Genomic DNA, 23,160 nt, shown 5'->3' on the forward strand with positions numbered 1-23,160 from the left:
CGCTATCCGATCAGGCGTGCTTTTCGAGCCAGGCCGAGATGACGCTTTCCAGCGACTCGACCAGGGCTTCGTCTTCCAGTTCTTCGACGATCTCGGCAACGAAGGCATTGACGAGCATGGCGCGCGCCTTGTTCTCAGGAATACCACGAGCCATCAGGTAGTAGAGATGGTTGTCGTCGATGTCGGCAACAGTCGCGCCGTGGCCGCACTGAACGTCGTCAGCGAAGATTTCGAGTTCCGGCTTCACCGAGAATTCGGCGTCGTCGGACATCAGCAGCGTGTTGCACGCCATCTTCGCGTCGGTCTTCTGCGCATCAGGCGCAACGCGGATCATCCCCTGGAAAACACCCTTGGCGCGGTCGAAGACCACGTTGCGGATCACTTCCGTGGAACCCGTATGCGGAACATTGTGGCCAAGGACCATGGTCACGTCGGTATGCGTTTCGGCGCCCAGCAGATTGATGCCGCGCAGCGTCAGATCGGCACCCTCGCCCGTCACCTTGACGTGCAGTTCCTGGCGAACCAGCTTGCCACCGGCGTTGATGACGAAGAGCTTCAGTTTGGCATCAGCGCCGAGGTCGACGCGGATCTGGCCGAGGTGCGTATCCTCGGCGCCCTGCTGCTGGACGATGATCCAGGTAAGCTCGGCGCCCTCTCCGACCGTGATGTCACTGACATGCGACACGAAGGCGGCATCCGACGTCACTGCCAGGTGACGCTCGATGACAACAGCCTTGACGTTGGCGCCGAAGCTGACCGGCAGGCGCGTATGCGCCTGGCCGCCAGCGTGAACGAACTGGATCTCGAGCGGTTCTTCAAGCGCCGTATCAGTGGCAACGTCGATGACGTATCCGTCGCGAACGAAGCTGCCGTTGATGCGGCCAATCGCGTCGTCGCTGCCGAGCGCACCGAGGCTCGTGGCAGCCGTGCCATTGGAGAGCTGAGCCGCATAGCCAGAAATATCAAGGCCATCGACCGAGCGCTTGAGATCGGGAACGCCCTGAATGACCGACAGAACCGAGCATTCCTCGACCAGCGGATCACGCGCTTCGGAGCCGGCGTCGCCAGCCTGTTCCGGAATGGCGCGCAACAGGGTCTTGAGGTCGGTGTAGTGCCAGGCCTCGACGCGACGCGTCGGCAAGCCGGCCTTCTTCAGGTCGTCAAGCAGGCGGTCACGGATGGCGATAACCGAGCCGTCGCCCGGCAGTTCGCCGATCTGATTGTTGAAAGCCTCGATGAGCGCCGCTTCCGCGGCGGTCCGGCGGCTCGTCGTCTGCATGTTCATGAGACTCGTCCTTTCCGCCGTAATCAGGCTGCCGCACCGATGATATCGGCGTAGCCATTGGCTTCCAGCTCATGCGCCAGCGTCTTGTCGCCCGACTTGATCACCTGCCCCTTGTAGAGAACGTGAACCGTATCCGGGACAATGTAGTCGAGCAGGCGCTGGTAGTGCGTGATGACGATGACGGCGCGATCCGGCGAACGCAGCGCGTTGACGCCATCGGCAACGATCTTCAGCGCGTCGATGTCGAGACCGGAGTCGGTTTCGTCGAGCACGCAAAGCTGCGGCTGCAGCAGTGCCATCTGCAGGATCTCGGCGCGCTTCTTCTCACCACCGGAGAAGCCGACGTTCAGCGGGCGCTTCAGCATTTCGGTGTTGATCTGCAGCTTGCCGGCAGCGTCCTTGACGAGGCGCATGAAGTCAGGGGTCTTCAGTTCTTCCTCGCCGCGCGCCTTGCGCTGCTCGTTCATCGCAACCTTGAGGAACTGCATGGTGGCAACGCCCGGAATTTCGACGGGGTACTGGAAGGCCAGGAAGATGCCCTTGGCGGCGCGCTCGGCAGCGTCGAGCTCCAGGATGCTCTCGCCGTTATAGAGGATGTCGCCTTCGGTGACTTCGTAGTCTTCGCGGCCCGACAGGATGTAGGAAAGCGTCGACTTGCCGGAGCCGTTCGGGCCCATGATGGCAGCAACTTCGCCGGCCTTCACGGTGAGGTTCAGGCCGCGGATGATTTCGGTGCCGTCTTCGGCGATGCGGGCGTGCAGGTTCTTAATCTCAAGCATGGTCTTGTCCCATAAAAAGCAATCGGAGAAAGGCGCGATCTACGCGCCCTCGCGCATTCATGTCGTGTTGCGTCAGCCGACGCTGCCTTCGAGCGAGATGCTGATGAGCTTCTGCGCCTCGACGGCAAATTCCATCGGCAGTTCCTGCAGGACTTCCTTGACGAAGCCGTTGACGATCAGGGCGATCGCCGCTTCGGTCGGGATGCCGCGCTGCAGGCAATAGAACAGCTGGTCCTCGGAAATTTTCGAGGTCGTGGCTTCGTGCTCGAACTGCGCCGTCGAATTCTTCGCCTCGATGTAAGGCACCGTATGCGCGCCGCACTTGTCGCCGATCAGCAGCGAGTCACACTGCGTGAAGTTGCGCGCGTTCGACGCCTTGCGGTGGGCCGAGACCTGGCCGCGATAGGTGTTCTGCGACACGCCGGCGGCAATGCCCTTGGAGACGATGCGGCTCGACGTGTTCTTGCCGAGATGGATCATCTTGGTGCCCGAGTCGATCTGCTGGTGACCGTTCGATACGGCGATCGAGTAGAACTCGCCTCTGGAGTCGTCGCCGCGCAGGATGCAGGACGGATACTTCCAGGTGATAGCCGAGCCGGTTTCGACCTGCGTCCAGGAGATCTTCGACCGGTCGCCACGGCAATCGCCGCGCTTGGTGACGAAGTTGTAGATGCCGCCCTTGCCCTGTGCATCGCCGGGATACCAGTTCTGGACAGTCGAATACTTGATCTCGGCATCGTCGAGCGCGACCAGTTCAACAACAGCCGCATGCAGCTGGTTTTCGTCGCGCTGCGGCGCGGTGCAGCCTTCGAGGTAGGAGACGTAGGCGCCTTCTTCCGCGATGATCAGCGTGCGCTCGAACTGGCCGGTGTTCTTCTCATTGATGCGGAAGTAGGTGGACAGCTCCATCGGGCAACGAACGCCCTTCGGAACGAACACGAACGACCCATCGGTGAAGACAGCCGAGTTCAGCGTCGCATAGTAGTTGTCGGACGTCGGAACCACGGAGCCGAGGTACTTCTGCACCAGTTCCGGATGCTCGCGGATTGCTTCCGAGATCGACATGAAGATCACGCCGGCCTTCTTCAGCTCTTCCTTGAAGGTCGTGACGACCGAGACGGAGTCGAAAACGGCATCAACGGCGATCTTCGGCTTCTCCACGCCAGCCAGGATTTCCTGCTCCTTGAGCGGAATACCGAGCTTCTCGTAGACCTTGAGGATTTCGGGATCGACTTCGTCAAGCGATTTCGGGCCGGGCGTGCTTTTCGGCGCGGCATAGTAGTAGATGTCGTTGAAATCGATCTTGGGATAGTCGACGCGCGCCCAGGTGGGCTCTTCCAGCGTCAGCCAGCGCTTGTAGGCTTCCAGACGCCATTCGAGCATCCATTCCGGCTCCTGCTTCTTGGCGGAGATGAAACGGATAATGTCTTCGGACAGGCCCTTGGGCGCCTTGTCCATTTCGATGATGGTCTCGAAACCGTATTTGTACTGATCGACGTCAATCTCGCGGACGCGATCAACCGTTTCCTGGACGGCGGGCATGTCAGTCTCCAATCTCGCCGGAGAAAAGGTCCGGCAGCTTGTCGTTCGGGCAGTTCTTTTGCCCCGTATGTAAGTGGCCAAAAGGGACTTTTCAGCCCGAATGGCAAGCGGAAATTTGCGTTTCCGCAAATTTATGAAGCAGTCACGCCGCTTCTCCGGCCGGCTTGCGCCGAGCGGCTATTTTCGCGAAGACGGAAATCGCCTTGTCGATCTCTTCTTCGGTCGTGGCAAAGCCCAACGAAATACGCAAAGCACCGAGCTTCGGGTCGCGCCCCATGGCGACTAGAACATGGCTTTCGCCGACCTTCCCCGATGAGCACGCCGACCCTGCGGAGAGCGCAACGCCTTCGAGATCGAAGGCGATCTGGCCCGTTTCGGCCTTCAGCCCCGGAAGGGTAAAGAAAGTCGTGTTCGAAACGCGCTGACCCTCGACCCCGTACACGACGACATCAGGTGCCGCGCCTCGCATTCCGATTTCCAACCGATCACGCAGCGCCGAAATCGCCGCGTTGCGTGGCTCGAGTTCCACGACAGCAGCTTCCGCGGCAGCGCCAAAGCCAATCACCGCGAGTGAGTTCTCTGTCCCCGAGCGGTGACCTTTTTCCTGGCCTCCGCCACGTATCAGTGGCCGCGGCATCAGCACTTCACCGCGCGTCACCAGCGCGCCGGCGCCTTTGGGGCCGCCGATCTTGTGCGACGATACGATCATGAAATCCGCGCCAAGCGCGTTGATATCGAGCTTCAGCCGGCCCGCAGCCTGCACGGCATCGACGACGAGCAGCCCGCCCTGCGCCTGCACGATCTTCGCAATATCGGCGATCGGCTGAACAATACCCGTCTCGTTGTTGACCAGCATGACTGCGACCATCGGCAACCCGGCCGACTTGTCATGATCCGCAAGCAAAGTACCAAGCGCATCGAGATCGATGACGCCCGCCGCGGTCACCGGAATTTCCGTCGTCTGCTCCTTCAGGAACCTGCCACCCTCGCGCACCGCCGGATGCTCGACGGCAGAATAGTAAAGTTGGCCGATTGCAAGTGGTGTCCGCCCCATCTTGAAATCAGGCGTCAGGACCATGTTGGCTGCTTCGGTTGCGCCGCTCGTGAAGATCACATGCGCAGGGTCAGCACCGACAAGCGTTGCGACCTGCCGGCGAGCCTGCTCGATCGCAGCTCGCACAGCCCGGCCTTCGCCATGCACCGAGTTCGGATTTCCGAAGAGATCCATAGCGCGCAGAACTGCGTCGCGTGCGTGCGGATGCAGCGGCGAAGTCGCGTTCCAGTCGAGATAAAGGCGTGGCGGCGCCATGATCTTTGTCCTGCGCTTTAACCTTGCATGACGCCTCGGCTCATTTTCCTTGAAATTTCGGCCGGGCTTGCCTTATGACACATCCCACAATGCGTGGATCGCCATGCAAGTTTCGAATTGTTCTAAACTGCGTTTTAGAAAAGCTGACAACGTCCGTCAAGTCTGCGCAGCGTGAACGCGAAGAAATAAACGCCGGAGTACCGATGCCCGAAGTCATTTTCAACGGCCCCGCAGGCCGCCTTGAAGGCCGCTACCAGCCCTCCAAGGAAAAAAGCGCGCCGATTGCCCTCATTTTGCACCCGCACCCCCAGTTCGGCGGCACGATGAACAACCAGATCGTCTACCAGCTCTTCTACATGTTCCAGAAGCGCGGGTTCACGACATTGCGCTTCAACTTCCGGGGAATCGGTCGTAGCCAGGGCGAATTCGACCACGGCGCCGGCGAGCTTTCCGATGCAGCCTCGGCCCTCGACTGGGTGCAGAGCCTGCATCCTGATTCGAAGACCTGCTGGGTTGCGGGATATTCCTTCGGCTCCTGGATCGGCATGCAGCTTCTGATGCGCCGCCCCGAGATCGAAGGCTTCATGTCGATTGCGCCGCAGCCGAACACCTACGACTTCTCGTTCCTTGCGCCATGCCCGTCTTCCGGCCTCATCATCAATGGCGAAGCCGACAAGGTCGCGCCCGAAAAGGACGTCAACGGTCTCGTCGAGAAGCTGAAGACGCAGAAGGGTATCCTGATCACGCACCGCACGGTGCCGGGCGCCAACCACTTCTTCAACGGCCAGGTCGAGACGCTGATGGGCGAATGCGAGGATTACCTCGATCGCCGCCTGAACGGCGAACTGGTGCCTGAGCCGGCCGCCAAGCGCATCCGCTAGGCGAACGTGACCAGTAACGCTACGGCCGCCTCTCGGGCGGCCGTTCGCATATCTGCCGTACTGTTTTCCAGGCTATCCGATAGCCCAATCGAAGATCACGCTACGCGGGCTTGATGGACGCAGTCCCGACCATGGCGCTTCGCATCGTACAGGGCCGCGTCGGCCTGACGCAGCGCCGATTCCAGGCCACCCCTCGGCTGTAGCGCCGCGACACCAAAGCTGGCCGTCACGACAAAGCCTCCAGGCAAACCGGGAACCATCATCTTGCGGGCACCGACCCTGAGCGTTTCGGCCACCGCAAGCGCGATAGCCGGCGACGTATCGGGCAGAAACACCGCGAACTCCTCGCCCCCGATCCGCCCGACGATGGTGCCTGCCCCCGCCTGAACCTCGATCATTGTTCCAAAAGCGCTGATCACCATATCGCCGGCATGATGGCCGTATGTATCGTTGATCGCTTTGAAATGGTCGAGATCACACAGGATGACCGCATGCTGACGCTCGCCAGACCTCGCGACCGCCTTCTTCACGGCTCTCTCGAAACCTCGTCGGTTGGCAAGGCCCGAAAGACTGTCACGCTCGGCCCGTCCTCTCTCCACGGCCATGATGTCGAGCGTCAGCACGGCCAGCAGCATCAGCCCGACGGCAACGATCAGCACAGCCGTAATGCTCTGGGACATAACGGCGTAACTGGTCGATATATAAGTGCTCGGTGTTGCTCCCGGCCCCATGGCGGCTGCGAGCGCAGCTTTGAGAAAGAAATGCAAACCGCTCAGCACCAATACAACGGCGAGCGACTTGTCCATCGGCGCCCGACGCTCGGACGCGAAAACACTGGCGGCGGCGGAAAGGGTCACTAACGCATAGGGGCCCTGGTAGAAGAAACCGTAGCCCCACCAGGAACGCGGAATATCGCGCACCATCATATAGACCACCATGCCAGCCAAAAACGTCGAAACAGCGAGCCAGATCGGAAACGGCTTGCCGTAGAGCGTTGAGATGCCCTTGTGCAAAAGAACCAATCCGGCGAGGACGGTACCATAGACCGCGATCGACCAGGGTCTTGGGTTGTTCGCGTAAGCAACAGCGAGTTCAAAAAGCATCGTCAGAGATGCGATGAACAGACCTGCAGAAAACAGCAGAGCCGCAGAGCGCCATCGGCTGTAAATCGATACGACAGCGAACACGGCGCTGAAGCATAAGCCGATAAAAAAATTCACCACCAGGAAGGAAACGGCAGCAGACATGAGGGATCAATAAAATGCGATGGATTACAAAAACAGCGAAAGTTGCGCCAGCAAACTCTATGTCGACTGTGAGAACAAAATATTAAGGCGCCTTACGAATTGGAGGACGCCAGAACTCCCCCGCTCACAGGCCCACGCACACCCGTAGTTCCCGGAAAGGTTAGCGGCAGGCCATCCAGCGATCGCACAGCAAGATAAGCCCAGGCCTCTGCCTCCATGGAGTCCCCGTTGAACCCCGCCTCCTCGGCCGAGATCACTCGGGCGCGATGATTGCCTGCCAAATCCGCCAGATCCTGCATCAATACGCGATTGAGCCGACCGCCGCCGCAAACAACATAAAGCGTCGGCGTCACTGGCAGGTGACTGGCGGATTTGATGATCGAGGCGGCTGCGACATAGGCGAGCGTCCTTGCACCGTCAGCAAGTTCTGCATCTGCGCCCGATGGCGGAGGAAAGTCGTTGCGGTCAAGCGAACGTCGTTTCTCAGCCGAAAAGAACGGGCTATTCAAATAGCGATCGGCGAGGTCTCCGATAACCCGCCCCTCCGAGGCGATCATGCCGCCTTGATCGAACGGAACACCCGCATGCGTCTCGACCCACTGGTCGATCAACGTATTGCCGGGTCCGCTATCGTAGCCGACGATGACACCATCCGCGCCGATATAGGTCAGGTTGGAAATCCCACCGATGTTCACGAAGCAGACCGGCAAGGTCGCATCAGTGACGTTGGCGGCAAGCGCGGCATGATAGACCGGAACCAAGGGGGCACCCTGGCCACCATGGACCATATCGTTGGCGCGAAGGTCGTAGGCAACAGGAATGCCTGTCTCGCGTGCCAGGAGAGCTCCATCGCCGATCTGGACGGTCAGTGCCGCGTCCGGTCGATGCAGCACTGTCTGCCCATGGAAGCCGATCACGTCGATCGAGGATATATCCAGCGCATTCGCAGCAAGAAATTCCCTAACGGCAATTGCATGACGTAACGTCAATTCCCGTTCGATCGAGGCCAAATCGCCGGGCCGCTGGTCACGTTGCGTGATGACTTTTGCCTGCTCCAGCGCCAGCTTCAACCGATCTCGAAAGGCTGGCTCATAGGGAACCCCGAGAAATGGTCCACGCTCGACAACGGCACGGCCATCCGTGCGCAGCAGCGCCACATCGATGCCATCCATCGATGTTCCGCTCATCAAGCCGATCGCGGTTCTGATCTTCTCCATCAAGCCTCGCTGGAAGATTCCTGCCAAATGGTGACTGTTCGGCAAAACAGTGCTAAACGCGCCGCGTCACTTCAACAATAGCCAATCCGAAAATCCGCACCCGAGAGCAAAAGGTCATGTCCGAGTTCAAATCCGATTTCCTCCGCACGCTGAAAGAGCGCGGCTTCATTCATCAGATTTCCGATGAATCGGGCCTCGACGAACTCTTCGCCAAGGAAACGGTAACGGCCTATATCGGCTTCGACCCGACCGCGCCCTCGCTGCATGCGGGCGGCCTGATCCAGATCATGATGCTCCACTGGATGCAAAAGACCGGCCACCGGCCGATCTCGCTGATGGGCGGTGGGACCGGCATGGTCGGCGACCCGTCCTTTAAGGATGATGCCCGCCAGCTGATGACCATCGAGACCATCGAAAGCAACATTGCCTCGATCAAGCGCGTGTTCGCCAACTACCTCTCCTACGGTGAGGGTCCGAAGGACGCGATGATGATCAACAATGGCGATTGGCTGCGGGAGATCAATTACCTCGAGTTCCTGCGCGACGTCGGCCGTCACTTCTCGGTCAACCGCATGCTTTCCTTTGACAGCGTCAAGACGCGCCTCGATCGCGAGCAGTCGCTGTCCTTCCTAGAATTCAACTACATGATCCTGCAGGCCTACGATTTCGTGGAACTGAACAAGCGCTACGGCTGCCGCCTGCAGATGGGTGGTTCAGACCAGTGGGGCAACATCGTCAACGGCATCGATCTCGGTCACCGCATGGGGACAGAGCAGCTCTACGCGCTGACCTCGCCGCTGTTAACGACCGCATCCGGCGCCAAGATGGGCAAGTCGCTGAACGGTGCCGTCTGGCTGAACCCGGACATGCTGTCGGCCTACGACTTCTGGCAGTACTGGCGCAACACGGAGGACGCCGATGTCTCGCGCTTCCTGAAGCTCTACACGACGCTGCCGATGGACGAGATCGCCCGCCTTTCGGCGCTCGGCGGCTCGGAGATCAACGAGGTCAAGAAGATCCTCGCGACTGAAGTCACCGCGATGCTGCACGGTCGGGAAAACGCCGAACAGGCAGCCGAAACCGCCCGCAAGACCTTCGAGGAAGGCGGCCTTGCCGAGAACCTTCCGTCGGTCGACGTCCCGGCTGCCGAACTCGACGACGGTATCGGCCTGCTATCGCTGATCGTCCGCGCCGGCCTCGCCGCCTCCAACGGCGAAGCACGCCGCCACGTTCAGGGCGGTGCGGTTCGCATCAACGACGAAGCCGTCAGCGACGAGCGCAAGGTCATCGGCAGTGGCGAGATCACCGCCGACGGCGTCATCAAGCTCTCGCTCGGCAAGAAGAAGCACATCCTGATCCGCCGCGCGGCATAAGCGCGGTCACGGCGTGAGATGAAAAGCCGGCCTTGCGCCGGCTTTTTTCATTGAAATTCGAAGATGTTCCGGAAGACGCCGGGAGCAATGATCGACAACGGATTGATGATCAGATCGGGCGCTTCCAACTTCCCCGTCAGCTTGAACGTGATGCCGATCAGGCCGCGATCCGTGCCGTTGCCGAGGATGATTCCGATCAGGGGCAATTCGGCAAACAGCCTGTTGAGGCCGTAGGCGGGCATGAAGGTGCCCGTCATGTCCATCCTGCCGCGCTGGTCGCGGACGATGCCCTGAAATACAGCGCCGACCTGATCCCCACGCACGACACCATTCTCAACGCCGATGACGCCGTTCTGAGAGACAATGCGTGCAAAGCCGCGCTGGAAGCGCTGTGCCGAGGTATCGATGTTCCGCTTGACTGCCGAGTTGAGGCTTCGCTGCTCACTTCCGACCGGCGTGGATACGATCGAGTGCAGTCGCTGTTCATTGACCAGCGAAAAGCGGCGGATGTCGATCGAGCCGTCCCAGCTATCGCCCGCGCCGAGGCGGATTTGCATATTGAGCAAGCCCCCCATCATATGCCGGTAGAGGTCGGCGAAACGAGATACAGAGCCCGCGTCTCCGCTCGTGACATTGATGACGTTATTGCCCTTGGTCTGAGCAACGAAGGCTTCACCACTGTCGGTCACGCCGCTGAAGTTCAAGGCCTGCAGCCTGCCATCTGCCGAAACGTAAAGCACCTCGGCGTTACGTATCTTCTCGTCATTGAAGCCGACAACGCTACCGAGCTTGGCGCGAAGTGAAACGCTGCCGTTCCGGTCGGAGTCGCTCGCGCTGCCGCCGTTGGCTTTCAACCGCGCTACGATCGGACGGGCATCGGCGCTGTCGCCGGATACGGTGACCTCGAGCCCGCCCTTGCTGCGTTTCACCGAAACCGCAAAATCATCCAGGGATGACAGCTTGACGCTGTCGAAATCCGCCTTCACGAGATTGCCCTTGCCGATGACGAGAGCACCGTTCACGCCAAAACCGTCACCCTTGAGGGCAAAGTTCTTCAATTGGGTGTTGTCAGCAGGGCCGGAGGCTTCGAATGTAGCGGTCGCAGCGATACCACTTCCCTTCGACCAGCCGATCCATGGGAAGGACAGGCGGGCCTTTCCAAGATCGATCGACACCGCCTGTCGATCCTGGTCGATGCGATTGAGCTCGATATCGATGCTGCCGTCGATAATGTCGTTGAGGCCGGGCAGCAGCTTTTCCCGCTGATCGCTATCAAGCGTCGCGGTAACGGTCTGCTGCGGCTGCACGTCGGAAGCTTTGTCGGTCGGTTCGACAAGCTTGATACCAGCGCGAATGCCGTCGATCTGGCCCTTTCCATCAAGGCGGATCTGCTTCGGGTCCGCATTGAGTACCCCATTGAGGGCCGTGATCTTCCGCCCCGAAAACGGCCTGGCAACATCAAGGTCCTGCAACTGAAGAACAGCCTTCCATTCAGCTGGCGGCGGTTTCTGCGACGCGATCAGACCAAATCGTGCCTGAACGTTCGCCGACACCTTGCCCTTGAGATCTTCCGGCACAAAGCCCGCCCTCTGCAGGACCTGGATGGGCTTGTAGGTGAGCAACTCGCCTACCGCATCGGCATTCCCCGAAATGGGAAGGTCAAGTTCCGCCATAAGCGGCTTGTCGTACGTGGACGGTAGCACGAAGGTCCCTGCTCCGACGTTGACCGAACGTCCCGAGGGAAAGAAAGACGTTGCGCTCTTGATCGAAATCGTCGCCCGAGGGCCACTCAGATCGAAATGCGCATTCGTATCTCTGATGGGCGGGATGTCGCCGGCGACGTTCATTCTGGTACCGGCAACGTCAAAGGCGATCTTGATCTGGTTCTCGTCGAGCCTCAAGCCCTTGCCGACGGCTTGGTCGAGGCGTCCCTGAGGAATGAAAACGGAGATCGAGGCGTTTGTAACCGTTCCACCGAAAAGGCTGCGCAGAACCCATTCGCGGGCCTTTGGCGCCATCCAGAATGGCCACAATTGCTTGACGGCCGTTGTCTGCAACTGCTCCGACTGACCGGCGAAGCTGATCTCCGGAGACATGTCCGCGAAACGCACGTGCAGGGAGCCAAATAGTCCTCCCGCCGGGCTGGAGACCTGCATGCTCGGGAATTGCAGCTCGCGCGCAGCGACAACATACCGACCCGTCGCCTTGATGTCGAAAGCGAGAGGTTGCTCGCCGGAGCCTCCCGGGGCCGCCGTACCACCACTGACGAGCAGATCGATCCCGAACCCTTTTCCCGCCGACGCATCGATCTTGTCCAGGTCGATGATAGCTCCGTTGAGCGGGATTGACGTTGCGCCGAATTGAATGCGTGACTTTGCGATCTCGAGCGTCTGCTTGGAGAAGTCATAAGCAAGGTTGAGGCGTCCTCCGCTCAACTCCTGCTGGTCACCATCCATATAAAGCTGCCCGGGCTTTAGTTCGATTGACGCGCCGAGTGCGGGTGTGGCCTGCTCGCCGGTGCGGACCGCAGAAATCGTCAGGTCGCCAAAGCCGTTGATGCCTTGCCGGATTTCACCTTCGGCGTTTCGCTTGAGCGTGAACGGTGCGAAATCGAACCCCGCCACTTGCCCCGTCAATTTCGACGTGCGTCCATTGGCTCTTTCTGTGACGACACTGAGCGTTGCCGGCTTGCCGTTGATGGCGACTTCGCCGTCCAGCGCCAGGGCGCCTTCTTGCGTCCTGGAGAACGCCAGGCTGTCAACGACAATCGAGAGTGGCCCATTTGCAGTGTCGGCCAACTTGATGTCGATGCCCGAAAGTTTGACCGACTGTGTGCCGCCACGCTCGACGAAACGATCAACAATGTCTAGCTGGTTGAATACAGCCTCCATCGAAGCCGGGATTTCGTCGACCCTGACATCATCGAGCTTGAGCGGTTTGCCGGATGGCAGCAGCGCGGTATCCAGCGCGATATCTTCAGCCTCGATCTGTGCGATCGCTATCCGTCCGCGAAAAAGCTGCAGCGGGTCGAGCGCCATTCGCATCTCATGCGTGGTCGACAGATGTTGGCCGCTCTCTTCGTCAATCATACTGACGTTGCGTGCCTCGAGCGCGAGGCGCATGTTCGATGTAAAGCGAATGACCGTGGAGCCGACCTCGGCGCGGTAGCGCGGTCCGATGGCAGAGTTGAGCGCCGCTTGCGCCCGCTGGGAAAGCGGCGCGTCGAACACGCCCCCTTCCACCGTCAAGACAATCGCCGCGAGCACAAACAGAATGATCGCGATACAGCCGCCGGTGACGCCGGCGGTTCTGCGCATGCGCGAACGCCCCGGCGGGCAATCGACGATGATGGGATCTTCGGCCTGCGCGGAGGGTAGCTCATGCAGTGCGACGATATCTCTCTTGCGAAATGTAACCTTATCGCCGCGGATCGCCGACATGCGCCTCGCCTAACTCCGTAACTTGTGCGTGGACCAGACTGGCTGGACGATTGTTCGTCCAATATATATCTGGCAAATCACCTGTTATCCATAAACCCGGCAAAAGAAAGGTCCCTCCATGGCGGATATCAGCATCGGAAACACGGCGCCGGACTTCGATCTTCCCCGCGATGGCGGCGGTCGCGTTTCGCTAGCCGATTTTCGCGGCAAGCCGTTGGTGCTCTTCTTTTACCCCAAGGACGACACGACAGGCTGCACCGCCGAATCGCTTGCGTTCACAGCCCTCGCGAGCGAGTTCGAGAAAGCGGGCACTGGCGTCGTTGGTATGTCGCCGGATTCCGTAACATGCCACGACAAGTTCATAAAAAAGCACAGTCTCTCCGTCGTCCTTGCTTCCGATGAGGAGAAGACGACGCTTCAGGCCTATGGCGTCTGGAAGCAGAAGACCATGTACGGCCGCAACTTCATGGGCGTCGAGCGTACGACCTTCCTCATTCGCGACGACGGGACGATCGGCACGATCTGGCACAAGGTGAAGGTGCCAGGCCACGCGGAAACGGTTCTGGCGGCAGTGCAGAACCTGGCGCGATGACCCCTGCCTCTACCATTACATCCCTGCGCGGCGGCGCGATCGACGCTATCCGCGCGACCGACTTAGATGCGAAGACCACGCTCGCGCAGGAAACGGCAACGCGATGGTTCGCTCGCAAGCTGTCGCTGCGTTCGCCGCTCGACGCGCATTTGCCGAGCAGGCCGGGTCGCCCTGACAAGCCGGAACTTATACCGCCGACTCAGGTCGAGAAACGCTCGCTGCATACAGTCAGGGGCCGTGTTGCGCTGCTACACGCCATCGCCCACATCGAACTCAACGCAGTCGACCTAGCTCTCGATATCGTGGCGCGATTCGCCACCGAACCCGTTCCGAACTCCTTCTTCGACGGCTGGATGCAGGTCGCTTTCGAGGAGGCGAAACATTTCCGCATGGTTCGCACCCGCCTCAGGGATCTCGGCGCTGACTATGGGGATTTGCCTGCCCACGATGGCCTGTGGCAGGCCGCTCATTCGACCAGAAACGACCTGACGGCGCGGCTCGCCGTTGTCCCGCTCATCCTTGAGGCACGCGGCCTGGACGTGACGCCTGCGTTGCAGGCCAAGATGCGCGAAACCGGCGATCTGGAAAGTGCAGCCGTTCTCGATGTTATCTACAATGACGAGAAAGGACATGTTGCGATTGGCGCCAAATGGTTCCGCTTTCTCTGCGCCAGGGAAAAGCGCGACCCCGCACGAACATTTCACGAACTGGTGCGCGCGAATTTCCGCGGCCCGCTAAAGCCTCCCTTCAACGACCTCGCGCGTGCGGAGGCAGGGCTCACGCCGTCCTTCTACAGGTCGCTGACGTCGACGAGCAATGCCTGATCCCATCGGGACAGCAACCCTGACCTAAGTAAATATTAACCATAATCATGCGTAATTGCGGCAATTGAGGCATTCGCCGTCAATTGGGAGATTCTCCGTGACGCATGCACAGCATAGCCGCGTATTCGGTCAGCGAAAACAAGAGCATATCCTGATCCTGGCGAGTGGAGACCGGGTTCGCCACATTACCGTCAGACCATGGATGGCGGCACTGGCGTTCTGTTTCGTCGGTGTCTTCGCGATCGGCTACCTGCTTGCCACCTCCTATCTCGTCCTGCGCGACGACCTGATCGGCGCGACGATGGCAAGGCAGGCGCGGATGCAACACGACTACGAAGATCGCATTGCGGCGCTGCGGGCCCAAGTCGACCGAGTCACCTCGCGTCAACTGCTCGATCAACAAGTGGTTGAAGACAAAGTCGATAAGCTGATGGAACAGCAACTGGCGCTTACCTCGCGCCACGGCAAGCTCGGATCGCTTCTCGACCGCGCCGAGAGTTCCGGGCTGGGAGGCAACGAAACGACACCAGCCCATTCCTATGCTCCCGAGGTGAAAGACAAGCGCGCCTCGCTTTCAGGTGCTGTCCAGGCAATAGAAAATCAGCTCGCCGGAACGGAAGAACCGGTCGACGCGACGTCTGATAACGCCACCCCCGCCTATACGTCCGCCCAGGAAACCGTCGGCGATCGTGCTGATCGGGTCTTTTCGAAGGTGACTCTCTCCCTGAAGGATATCGAGCAGAAGCAGCGCAGCCGCATTGCCCAACTGACGAGCGACGCAGGTGGCGCAGCCGATGCCATATCCAAGGTTCTGACGCGCTTTCGAATTTCAGTGCCGGCAGAGCGCACAAAGCAGGACGACACTGCGGTCGGCGGCCCCTATGTCGAACCGGAAGGCGCTGACGATTTCGACAATTCGCTTTCGCAGCTTGATGATGCCCTCACTCGCCTGGAAACGGTGCGAAACACAGCGGAATCCCTGCCCTTCCAAAACCCTGCCGTTGGTAAGGAGATCACCAGCTCGTTCGGCAACAGACGCGATCCGTTCCTCGGTCGTCTGGCACTGCACTCGGGGATCGACTTCCGTTTCGCGCCCGGCGAGAAGGTTCGACCGACCGCGCCAGGCAAGGTGATTGCGGCCGGCTGGACAGGCGGCTATGGAAACATGGTCGAGGTGGATCACGGCAACGGCATCTCCACCCGCTATGGCCACATGTCGGAAATATTGGTGCGGGTCGGCGACAAGGTCGATCGCGGTGAAGTGATTGGTCTTGCGGGCAGCACCGGCCGGTCCACAGGTACGCATTTGCACTATGAGGTCCGGCAGGATGGTCGTGCCGTCGACCCGATTTATTTCATGAATGCAGGCTTGAAGCTTGCGGGTTACATAAAGTAACTACGTACACTAACCACGTCTTTACCTCTGCACTAGCTGCAAAGCCTGTATTCCTTGACTTAAGGGCGGTTTCGGCTTATGTCGCGCTGCATTGCGGCATGCAATCACGCCGACTCAACCAGAGTGCGGCCGAACCGGAACGGAAACAGTTTTCCCTTTGACGACATTTGCTGATCTTGGCTTGAGCCAAAAAGTGCTTTCCGCTGTGACCGATGCGGGTTACACGACACCAACCCCCATTCAGGCTGGTGCCATTCCCTTTGCGCTTCAGCGCCGCGATATTTGCGGCATCGCCCAGACTGGCACGGGCAAGACGGCCTCGTTCGTCCTGCCGATGCTTTCGCTTCTGGAGAAGGGGCGTGCCCGCGCCCGAATGCCGCGCACGCTGATCCTCGAACCCACCCGCGAATTGGCTGCGCAGGTCGCCGAGAATTTCGAGAAGTACGGCAAGAATCACCGGCTGAACGTCGCGCTGTTGATCGGCGGCGTCTCCTTCGAAGATCAGGATCGCAAGCTTGAGCGTGGCGCCGATGTTCTCATCTGCACGCCCGGCCGTCTGCTCGATCATTTCGAGCGCGGAAAGCTGCTGATGAGCGCCGTCGAAATCTTCGTCATCGACGAAGCCGACCGTATGCTCGACATGGGCTTCATCCCTGATATCGAACGCATCGCAAAGCTCATTCCGTTTACACGTCAGACACTGTTCTTCTCGGCGACCATGCCGCCTGAGATCCAGAAGCTGGCAGACCGCTTCCTTCAGAACCCGGAACGCGTCGAAGTTGCGAAGCCCGCAACCGCCTCGAAGACGATCACCCAGCGCTTCGTCGCCTCGCACGGGAAGGATTACGAAAAACGCTCCGTGCTTCGTGATCTTATCAAGGCCCAGGACGAGCTGAAGAACGCGATCATCTTCTGCAACCGCAAGAAGGACGTTTCCGAACTCTTCCGCTCGCTTGACCGCCACGGCTTTTCGGTCGGCGCACTGCACGGAGACATGGACCAGCGTTCGCGCATGACGATGCTACAGAACTTCAAGGATGGCAACCTCCAGCTCCTGGTGGCTTCCGATGTCGCCGCTCGCGGACTCGACATTCCTGATGTCAGCCACGTCTTCAATTTCGATGTGCCGATCCATTCAGAGGATTATGTGCACCGTATCGGCCGCACCGGCCGCGCAGGCCGTTCCGGCGCTGCCTTCACCATCGTCACCCGCCACGACCAGAAACATGCCGACGCAATCGAAAAGCTGATCGGCGAGAAGGTCGAGTGGTTGAACGGCGACCTTACCGCCTTACCTCCTCCCGAACCTAGCCGCGACGACGATCGCTCGCGCCGAAAGGGTCGTGACCGGGATAAGGATCGCGGCCGCGGCAAGGGCCGTGGAGGTCATAAATCTGATATCGCCGTCACGGATAATGACGTCGAGACGATGGAAACTGTAGCACCAGCAAAGGTCGAAAGCGTGAAGCAAGAGCGCAAAGCAGAACAACAGAAGCCGCAGCACAATGCCCGCGCCGCTCGTCCTTATCCGGCAAACGACGACAATCGCGATCGCCGCCGCTACCGCGACCACGACGACGGCCCGACGCCCGTTGGCTTCGGCGATGAAATTCCGGCCTTCATGCTGATCACGGCTAACGCCAAGATCTGACGCGCATGGGAACGCCGGGTATCGATTTTCCGGGCCTCGGCGTTGGCCTTGTGATTTTGCGCGACGGCAAGATCCTTCTCTACAAGCGCATGCGCGCCCCTGAGGCCGGCCACTGGAGCATCGTGGGCGGCAAGGTGGATCATATGGAGCCGGCCGAGCAGGCTGCTCGCCGCGAAGCAGAGGAGGAGACCGGCCTATCGATCGGTCGCGTCAATCTCCTCGGCACCACGGAACTCATTAGCGACGCCGATGCGCAGCATTGGATCTCATTGCTCTATATAGCGTCGGAATTTGAGGGCGAACCGAAGCTTACGGAACCCAACAAGCTCTCGGACTTCGGCTGGTTCAACCGTTCCGATCTTCCACATCCCCTCTCCGAGTTCGCGGCCGCCGCGATGGAGAGGCTGAAGGCGGACGAACTCCTCTGAGCGTTCATTCCGCCCGAAGCGCTGCCTCATAGGCAAGCCGCACCCATCGAGCCATGATGTCGGGATCGTCATATGCATCGTCCGGGATCGACCAGTAAGGCATCTTCACAGGGCTTCCCTTCTTACCTTCGTAGGCCCATTGCGTCGCGCCGGCTGCGGCGAATTCAGGGGCACTCCGCTCGTCGGCCTTGAGCAGCATCTCACCGCGCACTTCGACCGCAACGATCCGGCCCATATGGTAGATCCCTTTGCCGCCGAACATGCGTTTGATCGTGACGGGGCCAAGCCCCTGAAACATTTCCTCGATCGCTGCCGCGTCCATTCCTCAGTCCTTCAAAACTCCGCCTGCGGCAACGACGGCTTCGGGCGTATCCACGTCCAGATGAGCCGCATCGCCGATGTCGATATCTACCACAGGCAATCCCGATGTTTCGATGATGTGCCGCGCGCCGACGTCGCCCTCCAGTCGCATCACCGCATCGTACAACGATTTTGGTATGATCACCGGATTGCCGCGCTTCCCACGTGATACCGCGCGAATGATCGACTGGCCGTTCGATCGCCGGAACGCTACGATCAGTGCATCGAGATCGCCACTGGAAACGCCCGGCATATCGGCCAGCATGACAAGGATGCCATCGGCGTCCCGCGCTTGCTCGACGGAAAAACCCGTCGCGAGCGACGACGCCATGCCGGAAGCGTAATCCGGATTGTGAACTGTTAGCGCGTTCAACCCTGCCAAAGTCGCTTCTATATCGTCTTTGCGGTGTCCCGTGACGACGATGACCGATGACGCCCGGCTGCCGATCGCCGTCACTACCGATCGCCGGACAAGTGGTACGCCTTCAAATTCGGCGAGCAGCTTGTGTGGCCCGCCCTCGCCCATTCGGCTGGCCTTGCCCGCAGCAAGAAGCACGGTCACGACCCTCGCGGCAGGAGTTGGTTGAGCCTCTGCTTCACGCAGGCTTGGGCGTGCCTGGATTTCCATCAAGAGACCTCCCACGCCCATGCCGCTGATATCGATGGCGCCCGGCTGCTCGCCCGAGAGAATGCGATCGAGCACCCAGTCGAAGCCATTCTCCTTGGGACTGCGCGCGCATCCTGGCGCTCCAATTACTGGAATATCGCCGATTCGCCCGAGGACGAGCAGGTTTCCAGGATCGACGGGCATACCGACCTGCACCACCTCTCCGCCGGCCTGCCGGATTGCCTCGGGAATGACATCCGCTTCGTCGATTACCGCGGACGCGCCGAAAAGGATGATCAACTTTGGCCCGATATCCCGCACGCCAGCTGCATCTCGGAGAGCCGTCGCAACAGGCTCCACGCGATGGGCAACACGCGCTTCTCTAACGAGATGACTGCCTGAAGCAACGAGCCGACGGGTAAGTACACGTGCCGTCTTGTCCATCACAGCCTGTTTTAGCGAAGGCAGCTCAGTTGCAATCAAGGACACAGAGTGGCTGGCAAAGGGTTTCACCTCGAACGCGGAAGTCGCCCCTAGCAATTCGCACGCGACGTCGAGCTTGGCGCCGGGAACAGCGAGCGGAATGATCTTGAATGTGGCGACCATATCGCCCTTGCGAACAGGGACACGATCGTTGAGGCAGGCAAGCGTTATGGCAGGATCGATCCTGTTCAGCCGGTCGACGGCGCTGCGATTTGCGACGAACAGCCCGTCAACAACCGAATACACGTTCACACGCCCGGTGGAGGCCTCCGAGAAACGCAGGTGGTCAGGCGCTATTGCCTGCGCAAGCCGTCCAGCCGCCTCGTCTTCGCCGATATCACCGGGCTCCAGGCGCGCCGCAATGACCTGTTCGATGCCCTCGCCGCGCAGGCGGTCGACATCGACGCCGTCGAGCCTGTGTCCTTTCGGCAGGCTGCCGCCTGCCATTTTCACTGCATGCGCGAGGATGACGCCCTGAGCATCATCGATAGAAAACGACCCGAACTTCATTTGTTGTCACCAGCCGGAGATATGGCGCGCGTCCGCAATGTCTGGACGATCTCAGCGAGAATGGCGACCGCGATTTCTGCGGGGCTCGCCGCGCCGATATCAAGCCCGATCGGCGCACTGATTCTAGCAAGCGCCGCCTCGTCCATGCCGCCAGTGCGCAATCTTTCCAGGCGCGCCGCGTGCGTCTTCCGGCTGCCGAGCGCACCAACATAGAAGCAGCCGATCCGCAATGCCTCGGTGATTGGGAAGTCGTCGATCTTCGGATCGTGCGTAACGGCAACGAGCGCCGTGTAGGCGTCAAGTGGACGATCCTTGAGGACGTCGACAGGCCAATCAGCCATCAGATCGATGCCGAGGAACCGTTCGGACGTGGCGAATGCCGTACGCGGATCGATAATGCGAACATCGAAGCCGACAAGCGACGCCATCTGAGCCAGAACCTGGCTAATGTGGACCGCGCCGATGATCACGATTTGCGCCGGCGGCAAATGGACATTGAGAAAGCATCGTTTCCCATCGGCATCGATGGACGTCGACCTGCCCGAGCGAAACGCAGCATCGACAGCCGGGCGTAAGGACGGCGAGAGCGGCTCCCCTTCGAAAATGACGATATCGCGGCCGCTATCGAGGTCGGTCAGCAGTATGGCGGCTCTACGGCCCCGCCGGGCGTCGTTAAGCCGCGCGAGATTTGCAGCATCCATCAATCGAGCCTTTCGACGTAGACGCGAATGCGACCGCCGCAGGAAAGCCCAACGCGCCACGCCGTCTCATCGGCAACACCGAACTCAAGCATCTTTGTCTTGCCATCGGAAATCACGTCCAGTGCTTCGGCTATAACGGCACCTTCGACACAGCCTCCCGAAACGGATCCTTCGAAATTGCCGTCCCGATCGATCACCAGGTGGCTCCCCACCGGTCTTGGTGCCGATCCCCAAGTCTCGATCACAGTGGCGACGGCGACGTCTCGACCGCCCTTCTTCCAGGCTTCGGCCGTCATCAACGGATCAAGGTCATAGGATGTCCCTGTCATGCGATGCCTTTCAATGCTCCGATGTACCGGCGCGGGTCGTACATTGTGGACCGGGTGGCGCCGAGTGCTTCTGCGAGGTCGCTCAAGGATGATAGATTGTGAACCGGACGGAATTCGTCAACATGGGGCAGCATTGCGCGCACGCCACGCGCCCGCGGTTCGAAGCCCTCGAAGCGCAGCAGCGGATTGAGCCAGATCAGTCGTCGGCAGGAGCGGTGCAGCCGATCCATCTCGGCTTCGAGCAAGTCTGTTCCCTCGCGCTCCAGGCCATCAGTGATAAGAAGCACGACTGCGCCCTGCCCAAGTACGCGCCGAGCCCATAAGCGATTGAACTCCTGCAGCGTTTCGCCGATCCGCGTACCGCCCGACCAGTCCTTCACTGCAGCGGCGCATTCATCCATCGCCTCGTCGGGATCTTTGTGCCGCATCTGGCGGGTGACATTGGTGAGCCGCGTTCCGAACAGAAAGGTGTGGACGCGACGGCGCTTTTCGGAGAGCACATGGAGGAAATGCAGGAAGATGCGCGTGTACTGGCTCATTGAACCCGAGATATCAGCAAGAACGACCAATGGCGGCTGCATCTCCTTGATCTCCCGGTAGCGTGGCAGGATCAGTCCCGCCCCGCTGCGCAATGCCGCCCGCATCGTTGCGCGGGGATCCACCTGATTGTGAACATGCGACGCCCGGAAGCGACGGGTGCGTACTTTGTCGAGAGGCAGTTGAAGCTTTGAAAGCGCCTTCTTGGCGGCGGCAATCTCCATGGCGGACATCTGCGCAAAATCCATCCGCCGGAAGACCTCATTGCCCGACATGGTGAAGCGGGCATCGATCTCTATATCGGGTTCATCGCGTGGAGGCTTGTTGTCCTTGCCGAGCAAAGCGTCCGCAGCCCGGCTCTCGCCGGGTTTTGCCTTTTCCCTCGTGCGCGTGTCCGGCGCGCGCGGCGACATCATCGCGATCATCTTTTCGACAAGGTCGCGGGACCGCCAGAAAAGCCGGAACGCCTCGTCAAAGACCGGCTTGTCCTCATGTCGCTTGACGAAGACGGCAACCAGCGCGGCGTGAAATTCCTCGCGCGAGCCGACACCTATCGTCCCGACAGCCTCGATCGCATCAACGATCGCCCCGGGGCCGATCTTCATCCCGGCCTTGCGTAACGTTCTGGCAAAAAAGACGATATTGTCGCCAAATCGACCGTCGTCGGCCGACGGAGCTGAAACGACGATCCCGCCCTGTCCGGTTGTCGGGTCCATGCGCTACCCCGCCGCCTGCAACTCGCTCTTCACGTCGTCCAGCACCTTGGCACCCTCGCTGCTCTGGATGCGTGCAATATCGTCCTGGTATTTCAGCAGGGTTCCGATCGTATCGGAGATCGTTGCCGGATCGAGCGCCAGTCGGTCCAGCTCGGTGAGCGCTGTCGCCCAGTCGATCGTTTCGGCAACGCCTGGGTTCTTGAAAAGGTCCAGTGTCCGTAGTCTCTGCACGTAGGCCACGATCTGGGCCGATAGTGCCGCGTTGCAGCCAGGAACTTTCCGGCGAATGATCTCGAGTTCTTGCGGTGCGTCGGGATAATCGACCCAGTGATAGAGACAGCGCCGTTTGAGAGCGTCATGAACCTCGCGCGTCCGGTTCGTGGTGATGATGACGATCGGCGGTTCGGCCGCTCGAATCGTGCCGAGTTCAGGGATGGTCACCTGGAAATCGGAAAGAACCTCCAGAAGGAAGGCTTCGAACGCCTCGTCCGTACGATCAAGTTCATCGATGAGGAAGACGGGGGCTCGCCCGTCCGTGCTAGACAACGACTGTAGCACGGGTCGTCGGATCAAGTAGCGCTCGGAGAAGATATCTGACTCGATCCGGCCCCGGTCTGTAAGCCCGGACGCCTCCGCCAGACGGATTTCCAGCATCTGGGCCGGATAGTTCCATTCGTAGACGGCCGAGGCGATGTCCAGCCCCTCGTAACATTGAAGACGGATCAGCGGCCGCCCAAGGGCCTTCGAGAGCACCTTGGCAATCTCTGTCTTCCCGACACCCGCCTCGCCCTCCAGGAAGAGAGGACGCTTCATCTTCAGTGCGAGGAAGAGCACCGTGCCAAGCGATCGCCCAGCCAGGTAGTCATGATCACCCAGCATCGCGATCGTCTCATCGATCGACGATGGCAGCGGTCGATGCACTTGATCCGCCATATCTCCTCCCTTTTTCAGGA

At 60.1% G+C, this 23,160-nt stretch carries 20 protein-coding genes; 7 read left to right on the forward strand and 13 right to left on the reverse strand.

From position 1 onward, the window contains the following. Positions 1-10 precede the first annotated feature (10 nt). From sufD to JNB88_RS15270, 4 genes are all read right to left on the reverse strand, one after another. A complete protein-coding gene (gene sufD / locus JNB88_RS15255; RefSeq protein ID WP_220356189.1) occupies positions 11-1,285 on the reverse strand; it encodes a Fe-S cluster assembly protein SufD in 1,275 nt (424 codons plus the stop codon). Between the two features lie 23 nt (positions 1,286-1,308). Further along, the gene (gene sufC / locus JNB88_RS15260; RefSeq protein WP_037128092.1) at positions 1,309-2,064 is read right to left on the reverse strand and encodes a Fe-S cluster assembly ATPase SufC; all 756 of its coding nucleotides are present in this window, start codon (positions 2,062-2,064) and stop codon (positions 1,309-1,311) included. 72 nt (positions 2,065-2,136) lie between these two features. Then, complete coding sequence (gene sufB / locus JNB88_RS15265) at positions 2,137-3,606, reverse strand: Fe-S cluster assembly protein SufB (RefSeq protein WP_037128094.1); 1,470 nt, start codon at positions 3,604-3,606, stop codon at positions 2,137-2,139. Between the two features lie 142 nt (positions 3,607-3,748). Further along, positions 3,749-4,915 carry a cysteine desulfurase family protein gene (locus JNB88_RS15270; RefSeq protein ID WP_220356190.1) on the reverse strand — a complete coding sequence of 389 codons (1,167 nt, stop codon included), beginning with the start codon at positions 4,913-4,915 and terminating at the stop codon, positions 3,749-3,751. Between the two features lie 203 nt (positions 4,916-5,118). Between JNB88_RS15270 and JNB88_RS15275 the strand changes: the two genes are divergently transcribed. Continuing rightward, positions 5,119-5,796 (forward strand): alpha/beta hydrolase, encoded by a 678-nt coding sequence (locus JNB88_RS15275; protein WP_016554101.1) that lies wholly within the window; start codon positions 5,119-5,121, stop codon positions 5,794-5,796. Positions 5,797-5,891: 95 nt separating this feature from the next. Here the strand turns inward: JNB88_RS15275 and JNB88_RS15280 are convergent, their stop codons facing one another. Beyond that, complete coding sequence (locus JNB88_RS15280; protein ID WP_220356191.1) at positions 5,892-7,043, reverse strand: GGDEF domain-containing protein; 1,152 nt, start codon at positions 7,041-7,043, stop codon at positions 5,892-5,894. A 92-nt stretch (positions 7,044-7,135) separates the two neighbouring features. Further along, positions 7,136-8,260, reverse strand: coding sequence for an anhydro-N-acetylmuramic acid kinase (locus JNB88_RS15285; RefSeq protein ID WP_220356192.1), 1,125 nt, complete (start codon positions 8,258-8,260; stop codon positions 7,136-7,138). A 116-nt stretch (positions 8,261-8,376) separates the two neighbouring features. On the opposite strand from JNB88_RS15285, the gene tyrS reads away from it, so the two are divergent. Further along, positions 8,377-9,633 carry a tyrosine--tRNA ligase gene (gene tyrS / locus JNB88_RS15290; protein WP_220356193.1) on the forward strand — a complete coding sequence of 419 codons (1,257 nt, stop codon included), beginning with the start codon at positions 8,377-8,379 and terminating at the stop codon, positions 9,631-9,633. Between the two features lie 47 nt (positions 9,634-9,680). On the opposite strand, the gene JNB88_RS15295 is transcribed toward tyrS, so the two are convergent. Next, on the reverse strand, positions 9,681-13,073 hold the full coding sequence (locus tag JNB88_RS15295) for a YhdP family protein (RefSeq protein WP_220356194.1): 3,393 nt from the start codon (positions 13,071-13,073) through the stop codon (positions 9,681-9,683). Positions 13,074-13,191: 118 nt separating this feature from the next. Between JNB88_RS15295 and JNB88_RS15300 the strand changes: the two genes are divergently transcribed. The 5 genes from JNB88_RS15300 to JNB88_RS15320 all read left to right on the forward strand — a co-directional run bounded on the left by JNB88_RS15300 (position 13,192) and on the right by JNB88_RS15320 (position 17,964). Then, entirely contained in the window at positions 13,192-13,665 is a 474-nt protein-coding gene (locus tag JNB88_RS15300) for a peroxiredoxin (RefSeq protein ID WP_220356195.1), read from the forward strand. After that, positions 13,662-14,489, forward strand: coding sequence for a ferritin-like domain-containing protein (locus JNB88_RS15305; RefSeq protein WP_220356196.1), 828 nt, complete (start codon positions 13,662-13,664; stop codon positions 14,487-14,489). Before JNB88_RS15300 ends, JNB88_RS15305 begins: the two co-directional genes overlap by 4 nt. A 97-nt stretch (positions 14,490-14,586) precedes the next feature. Beyond that, positions 14,587-15,885, forward strand: coding sequence for a M23 family metallopeptidase (locus tag JNB88_RS15310; protein ID WP_220356197.1), 1,299 nt, complete (start codon positions 14,587-14,589; stop codon positions 15,883-15,885). A gap of 157 nt (positions 15,886-16,042) precedes the next feature. Continuing rightward, positions 16,043-17,536: a DEAD/DEAH box helicase gene (locus JNB88_RS15315; protein WP_037128111.1), complete on the forward strand. Its 1,494-nt coding sequence runs from the start codon at positions 16,043-16,045 to the stop codon at positions 17,534-17,536. Positions 17,537-17,541: 5 nt separating this feature from the next. Next, the gene (locus tag JNB88_RS15320; protein WP_220356198.1) at positions 17,542-17,964 is read left to right on the forward strand and encodes an NUDIX domain-containing protein; all 423 of its coding nucleotides are present in this window, start codon (positions 17,542-17,544) and stop codon (positions 17,962-17,964) included. Between the two features lie 4 nt (positions 17,965-17,968). On the opposite strand, the gene JNB88_RS15325 is transcribed toward JNB88_RS15320, so the two are convergent. Genes JNB88_RS15325 through JNB88_RS15350 form a run of 6 tightly spaced genes read right to left on the reverse strand, consistent with a single transcriptional unit; the run spans position 17,969 to position 23,140 of the window. Continuing rightward, complete coding sequence (locus JNB88_RS15325; protein ID WP_037128114.1) at positions 17,969-18,286, reverse strand: TfoX/Sxy family protein; 318 nt, start codon at positions 18,284-18,286, stop codon at positions 17,969-17,971. Between the two features lie 3 nt (positions 18,287-18,289). Further along, complete coding sequence (locus JNB88_RS15330; RefSeq protein WP_220356199.1) at positions 18,290-19,924, reverse strand: NTP transferase domain-containing protein; 1,635 nt, start codon at positions 19,922-19,924, stop codon at positions 18,290-18,292. Continuing rightward, positions 19,921-20,625: an XdhC family protein gene (locus JNB88_RS15335; protein WP_220356200.1), complete on the reverse strand. Its 705-nt coding sequence runs from the start codon at positions 20,623-20,625 to the stop codon at positions 19,921-19,923. Before JNB88_RS15335 ends, JNB88_RS15330 begins: the two co-directional genes overlap by 4 nt. Continuing rightward, positions 20,625-20,954, reverse strand: coding sequence for an XdhC family protein (locus tag JNB88_RS15340; RefSeq protein ID WP_220356201.1), 330 nt, complete (start codon positions 20,952-20,954; stop codon positions 20,625-20,627). Before JNB88_RS15340 ends, JNB88_RS15335 begins: the two co-directional genes overlap by 1 nt. Beyond that, entirely contained in the window at positions 20,951-22,207 is a 1,257-nt protein-coding gene (locus tag JNB88_RS15345; protein ID WP_220356202.1) for a vWA domain-containing protein, read from the reverse strand. The genes JNB88_RS15340 and JNB88_RS15345 overlap by 4 nt, the downstream gene beginning before the upstream one ends. A 3-nt stretch (positions 22,208-22,210) precedes the next feature. After that, the gene (locus tag JNB88_RS15350; RefSeq protein WP_220356203.1) at positions 22,211-23,140 is read right to left on the reverse strand and encodes an AAA family ATPase; all 930 of its coding nucleotides are present in this window, start codon (positions 23,138-23,140) and stop codon (positions 22,211-22,213) included. Between the last annotated feature and the right edge of the window lie 20 nt (positions 23,141-23,160).

It is taken from the genome of Rhizobium cauense (assembly GCF_019511525.1).
GTDB classification, from domain to species: domain Bacteria; phylum Pseudomonadota; class Alphaproteobacteria; order Rhizobiales; family Rhizobiaceae; genus Rhizobium; species Rhizobium cauense.

What these genes read in the sequence shown, in the direction of transcription:
- sufD (WP_220356189.1), bottom strand. Translation starts at nt 1,285, where the DNA reads ATGAACATGCAGACGACGAGCCGCCGGACCGCCGCGGAAGCGGCGCTC.
- sufC (WP_037128092.1), bottom strand. Translation starts at nt 2,064, where the DNA reads ATGCTTGAGATTAAGAACCTGCACGCCCGCATCGCCGAAGACGGCACC.
- sufB (WP_037128094.1), bottom strand. Translation starts at nt 3,606, where the DNA reads ATGCCCGCCGTCCAGGAAACGGTTGATCGCGTCCGCGAGATTGACGTC.
- JNB88_RS15270 (WP_220356190.1), bottom strand. Translation starts at nt 4,915, where the DNA reads ATGGCGCCGCCACGCCTTTATCTCGACTGGAACGCGACTTCGCCGCTG.
- JNB88_RS15275 (WP_016554101.1), top strand. Translation starts at nt 5,119, where the DNA reads ATGCCCGAAGTCATTTTCAACGGCCCCGCAGGCCGCCTTGAAGGCCGC.
- JNB88_RS15280 (WP_220356191.1), bottom strand. Translation starts at nt 7,043, where the DNA reads ATGTCTGCTGCCGTTTCCTTCCTGGTGGTGAATTTTTTTATCGGCTTA.
- JNB88_RS15285 (WP_220356192.1), bottom strand. Translation starts at nt 8,260, where the DNA reads ATGGAGAAGATCAGAACCGCGATCGGCTTGATGAGCGGAACATCGATG.
- tyrS (WP_220356193.1), top strand. Translation starts at nt 8,377, where the DNA reads ATGTCCGAGTTCAAATCCGATTTCCTCCGCACGCTGAAAGAGCGCGGC.
- JNB88_RS15295 (WP_220356194.1), bottom strand. Translation starts at nt 13,073, where the DNA reads ATGTCGGCGATCCGCGGCGATAAGGTTACATTTCGCAAGAGAGATATC.
- JNB88_RS15300 (WP_220356195.1), top strand. Translation starts at nt 13,192, where the DNA reads ATGGCGGATATCAGCATCGGAAACACGGCGCCGGACTTCGATCTTCCC.
- JNB88_RS15305 (WP_220356196.1), top strand. Translation starts at nt 13,662, where the DNA reads ATGACCCCTGCCTCTACCATTACATCCCTGCGCGGCGGCGCGATCGAC.
- JNB88_RS15320 (WP_220356198.1), top strand. Translation starts at nt 17,542, where the DNA reads ATGGGAACGCCGGGTATCGATTTTCCGGGCCTCGGCGTTGGCCTTGTG.
- JNB88_RS15325 (WP_037128114.1), bottom strand. Translation starts at nt 18,286, where the DNA reads ATGGACGCGGCAGCGATCGAGGAAATGTTTCAGGGGCTTGGCCCCGTC.
- JNB88_RS15330 (WP_220356199.1), bottom strand. Translation starts at nt 19,924, where the DNA reads ATGAAGTTCGGGTCGTTTTCTATCGATGATGCTCAGGGCGTCATCCTC.
- JNB88_RS15335 (WP_220356200.1), bottom strand. Translation starts at nt 20,625, where the DNA reads ATGGATGCTGCAAATCTCGCGCGGCTTAACGACGCCCGGCGGGGCCGT.
- JNB88_RS15340 (WP_220356201.1), bottom strand. Translation starts at nt 20,954, where the DNA reads ATGACAGGGACATCCTATGACCTTGATCCGTTGATGACGGCCGAAGCC.
- JNB88_RS15345 (WP_220356202.1), bottom strand. Translation starts at nt 22,207, where the DNA reads ATGGACCCGACAACCGGACAGGGCGGGATCGTCGTTTCAGCTCCGTCG.
- JNB88_RS15350 (WP_220356203.1), bottom strand. Translation starts at nt 23,140, where the DNA reads ATGGCGGATCAAGTGCATCGACCGCTGCCATCGTCGATCGATGAGACG.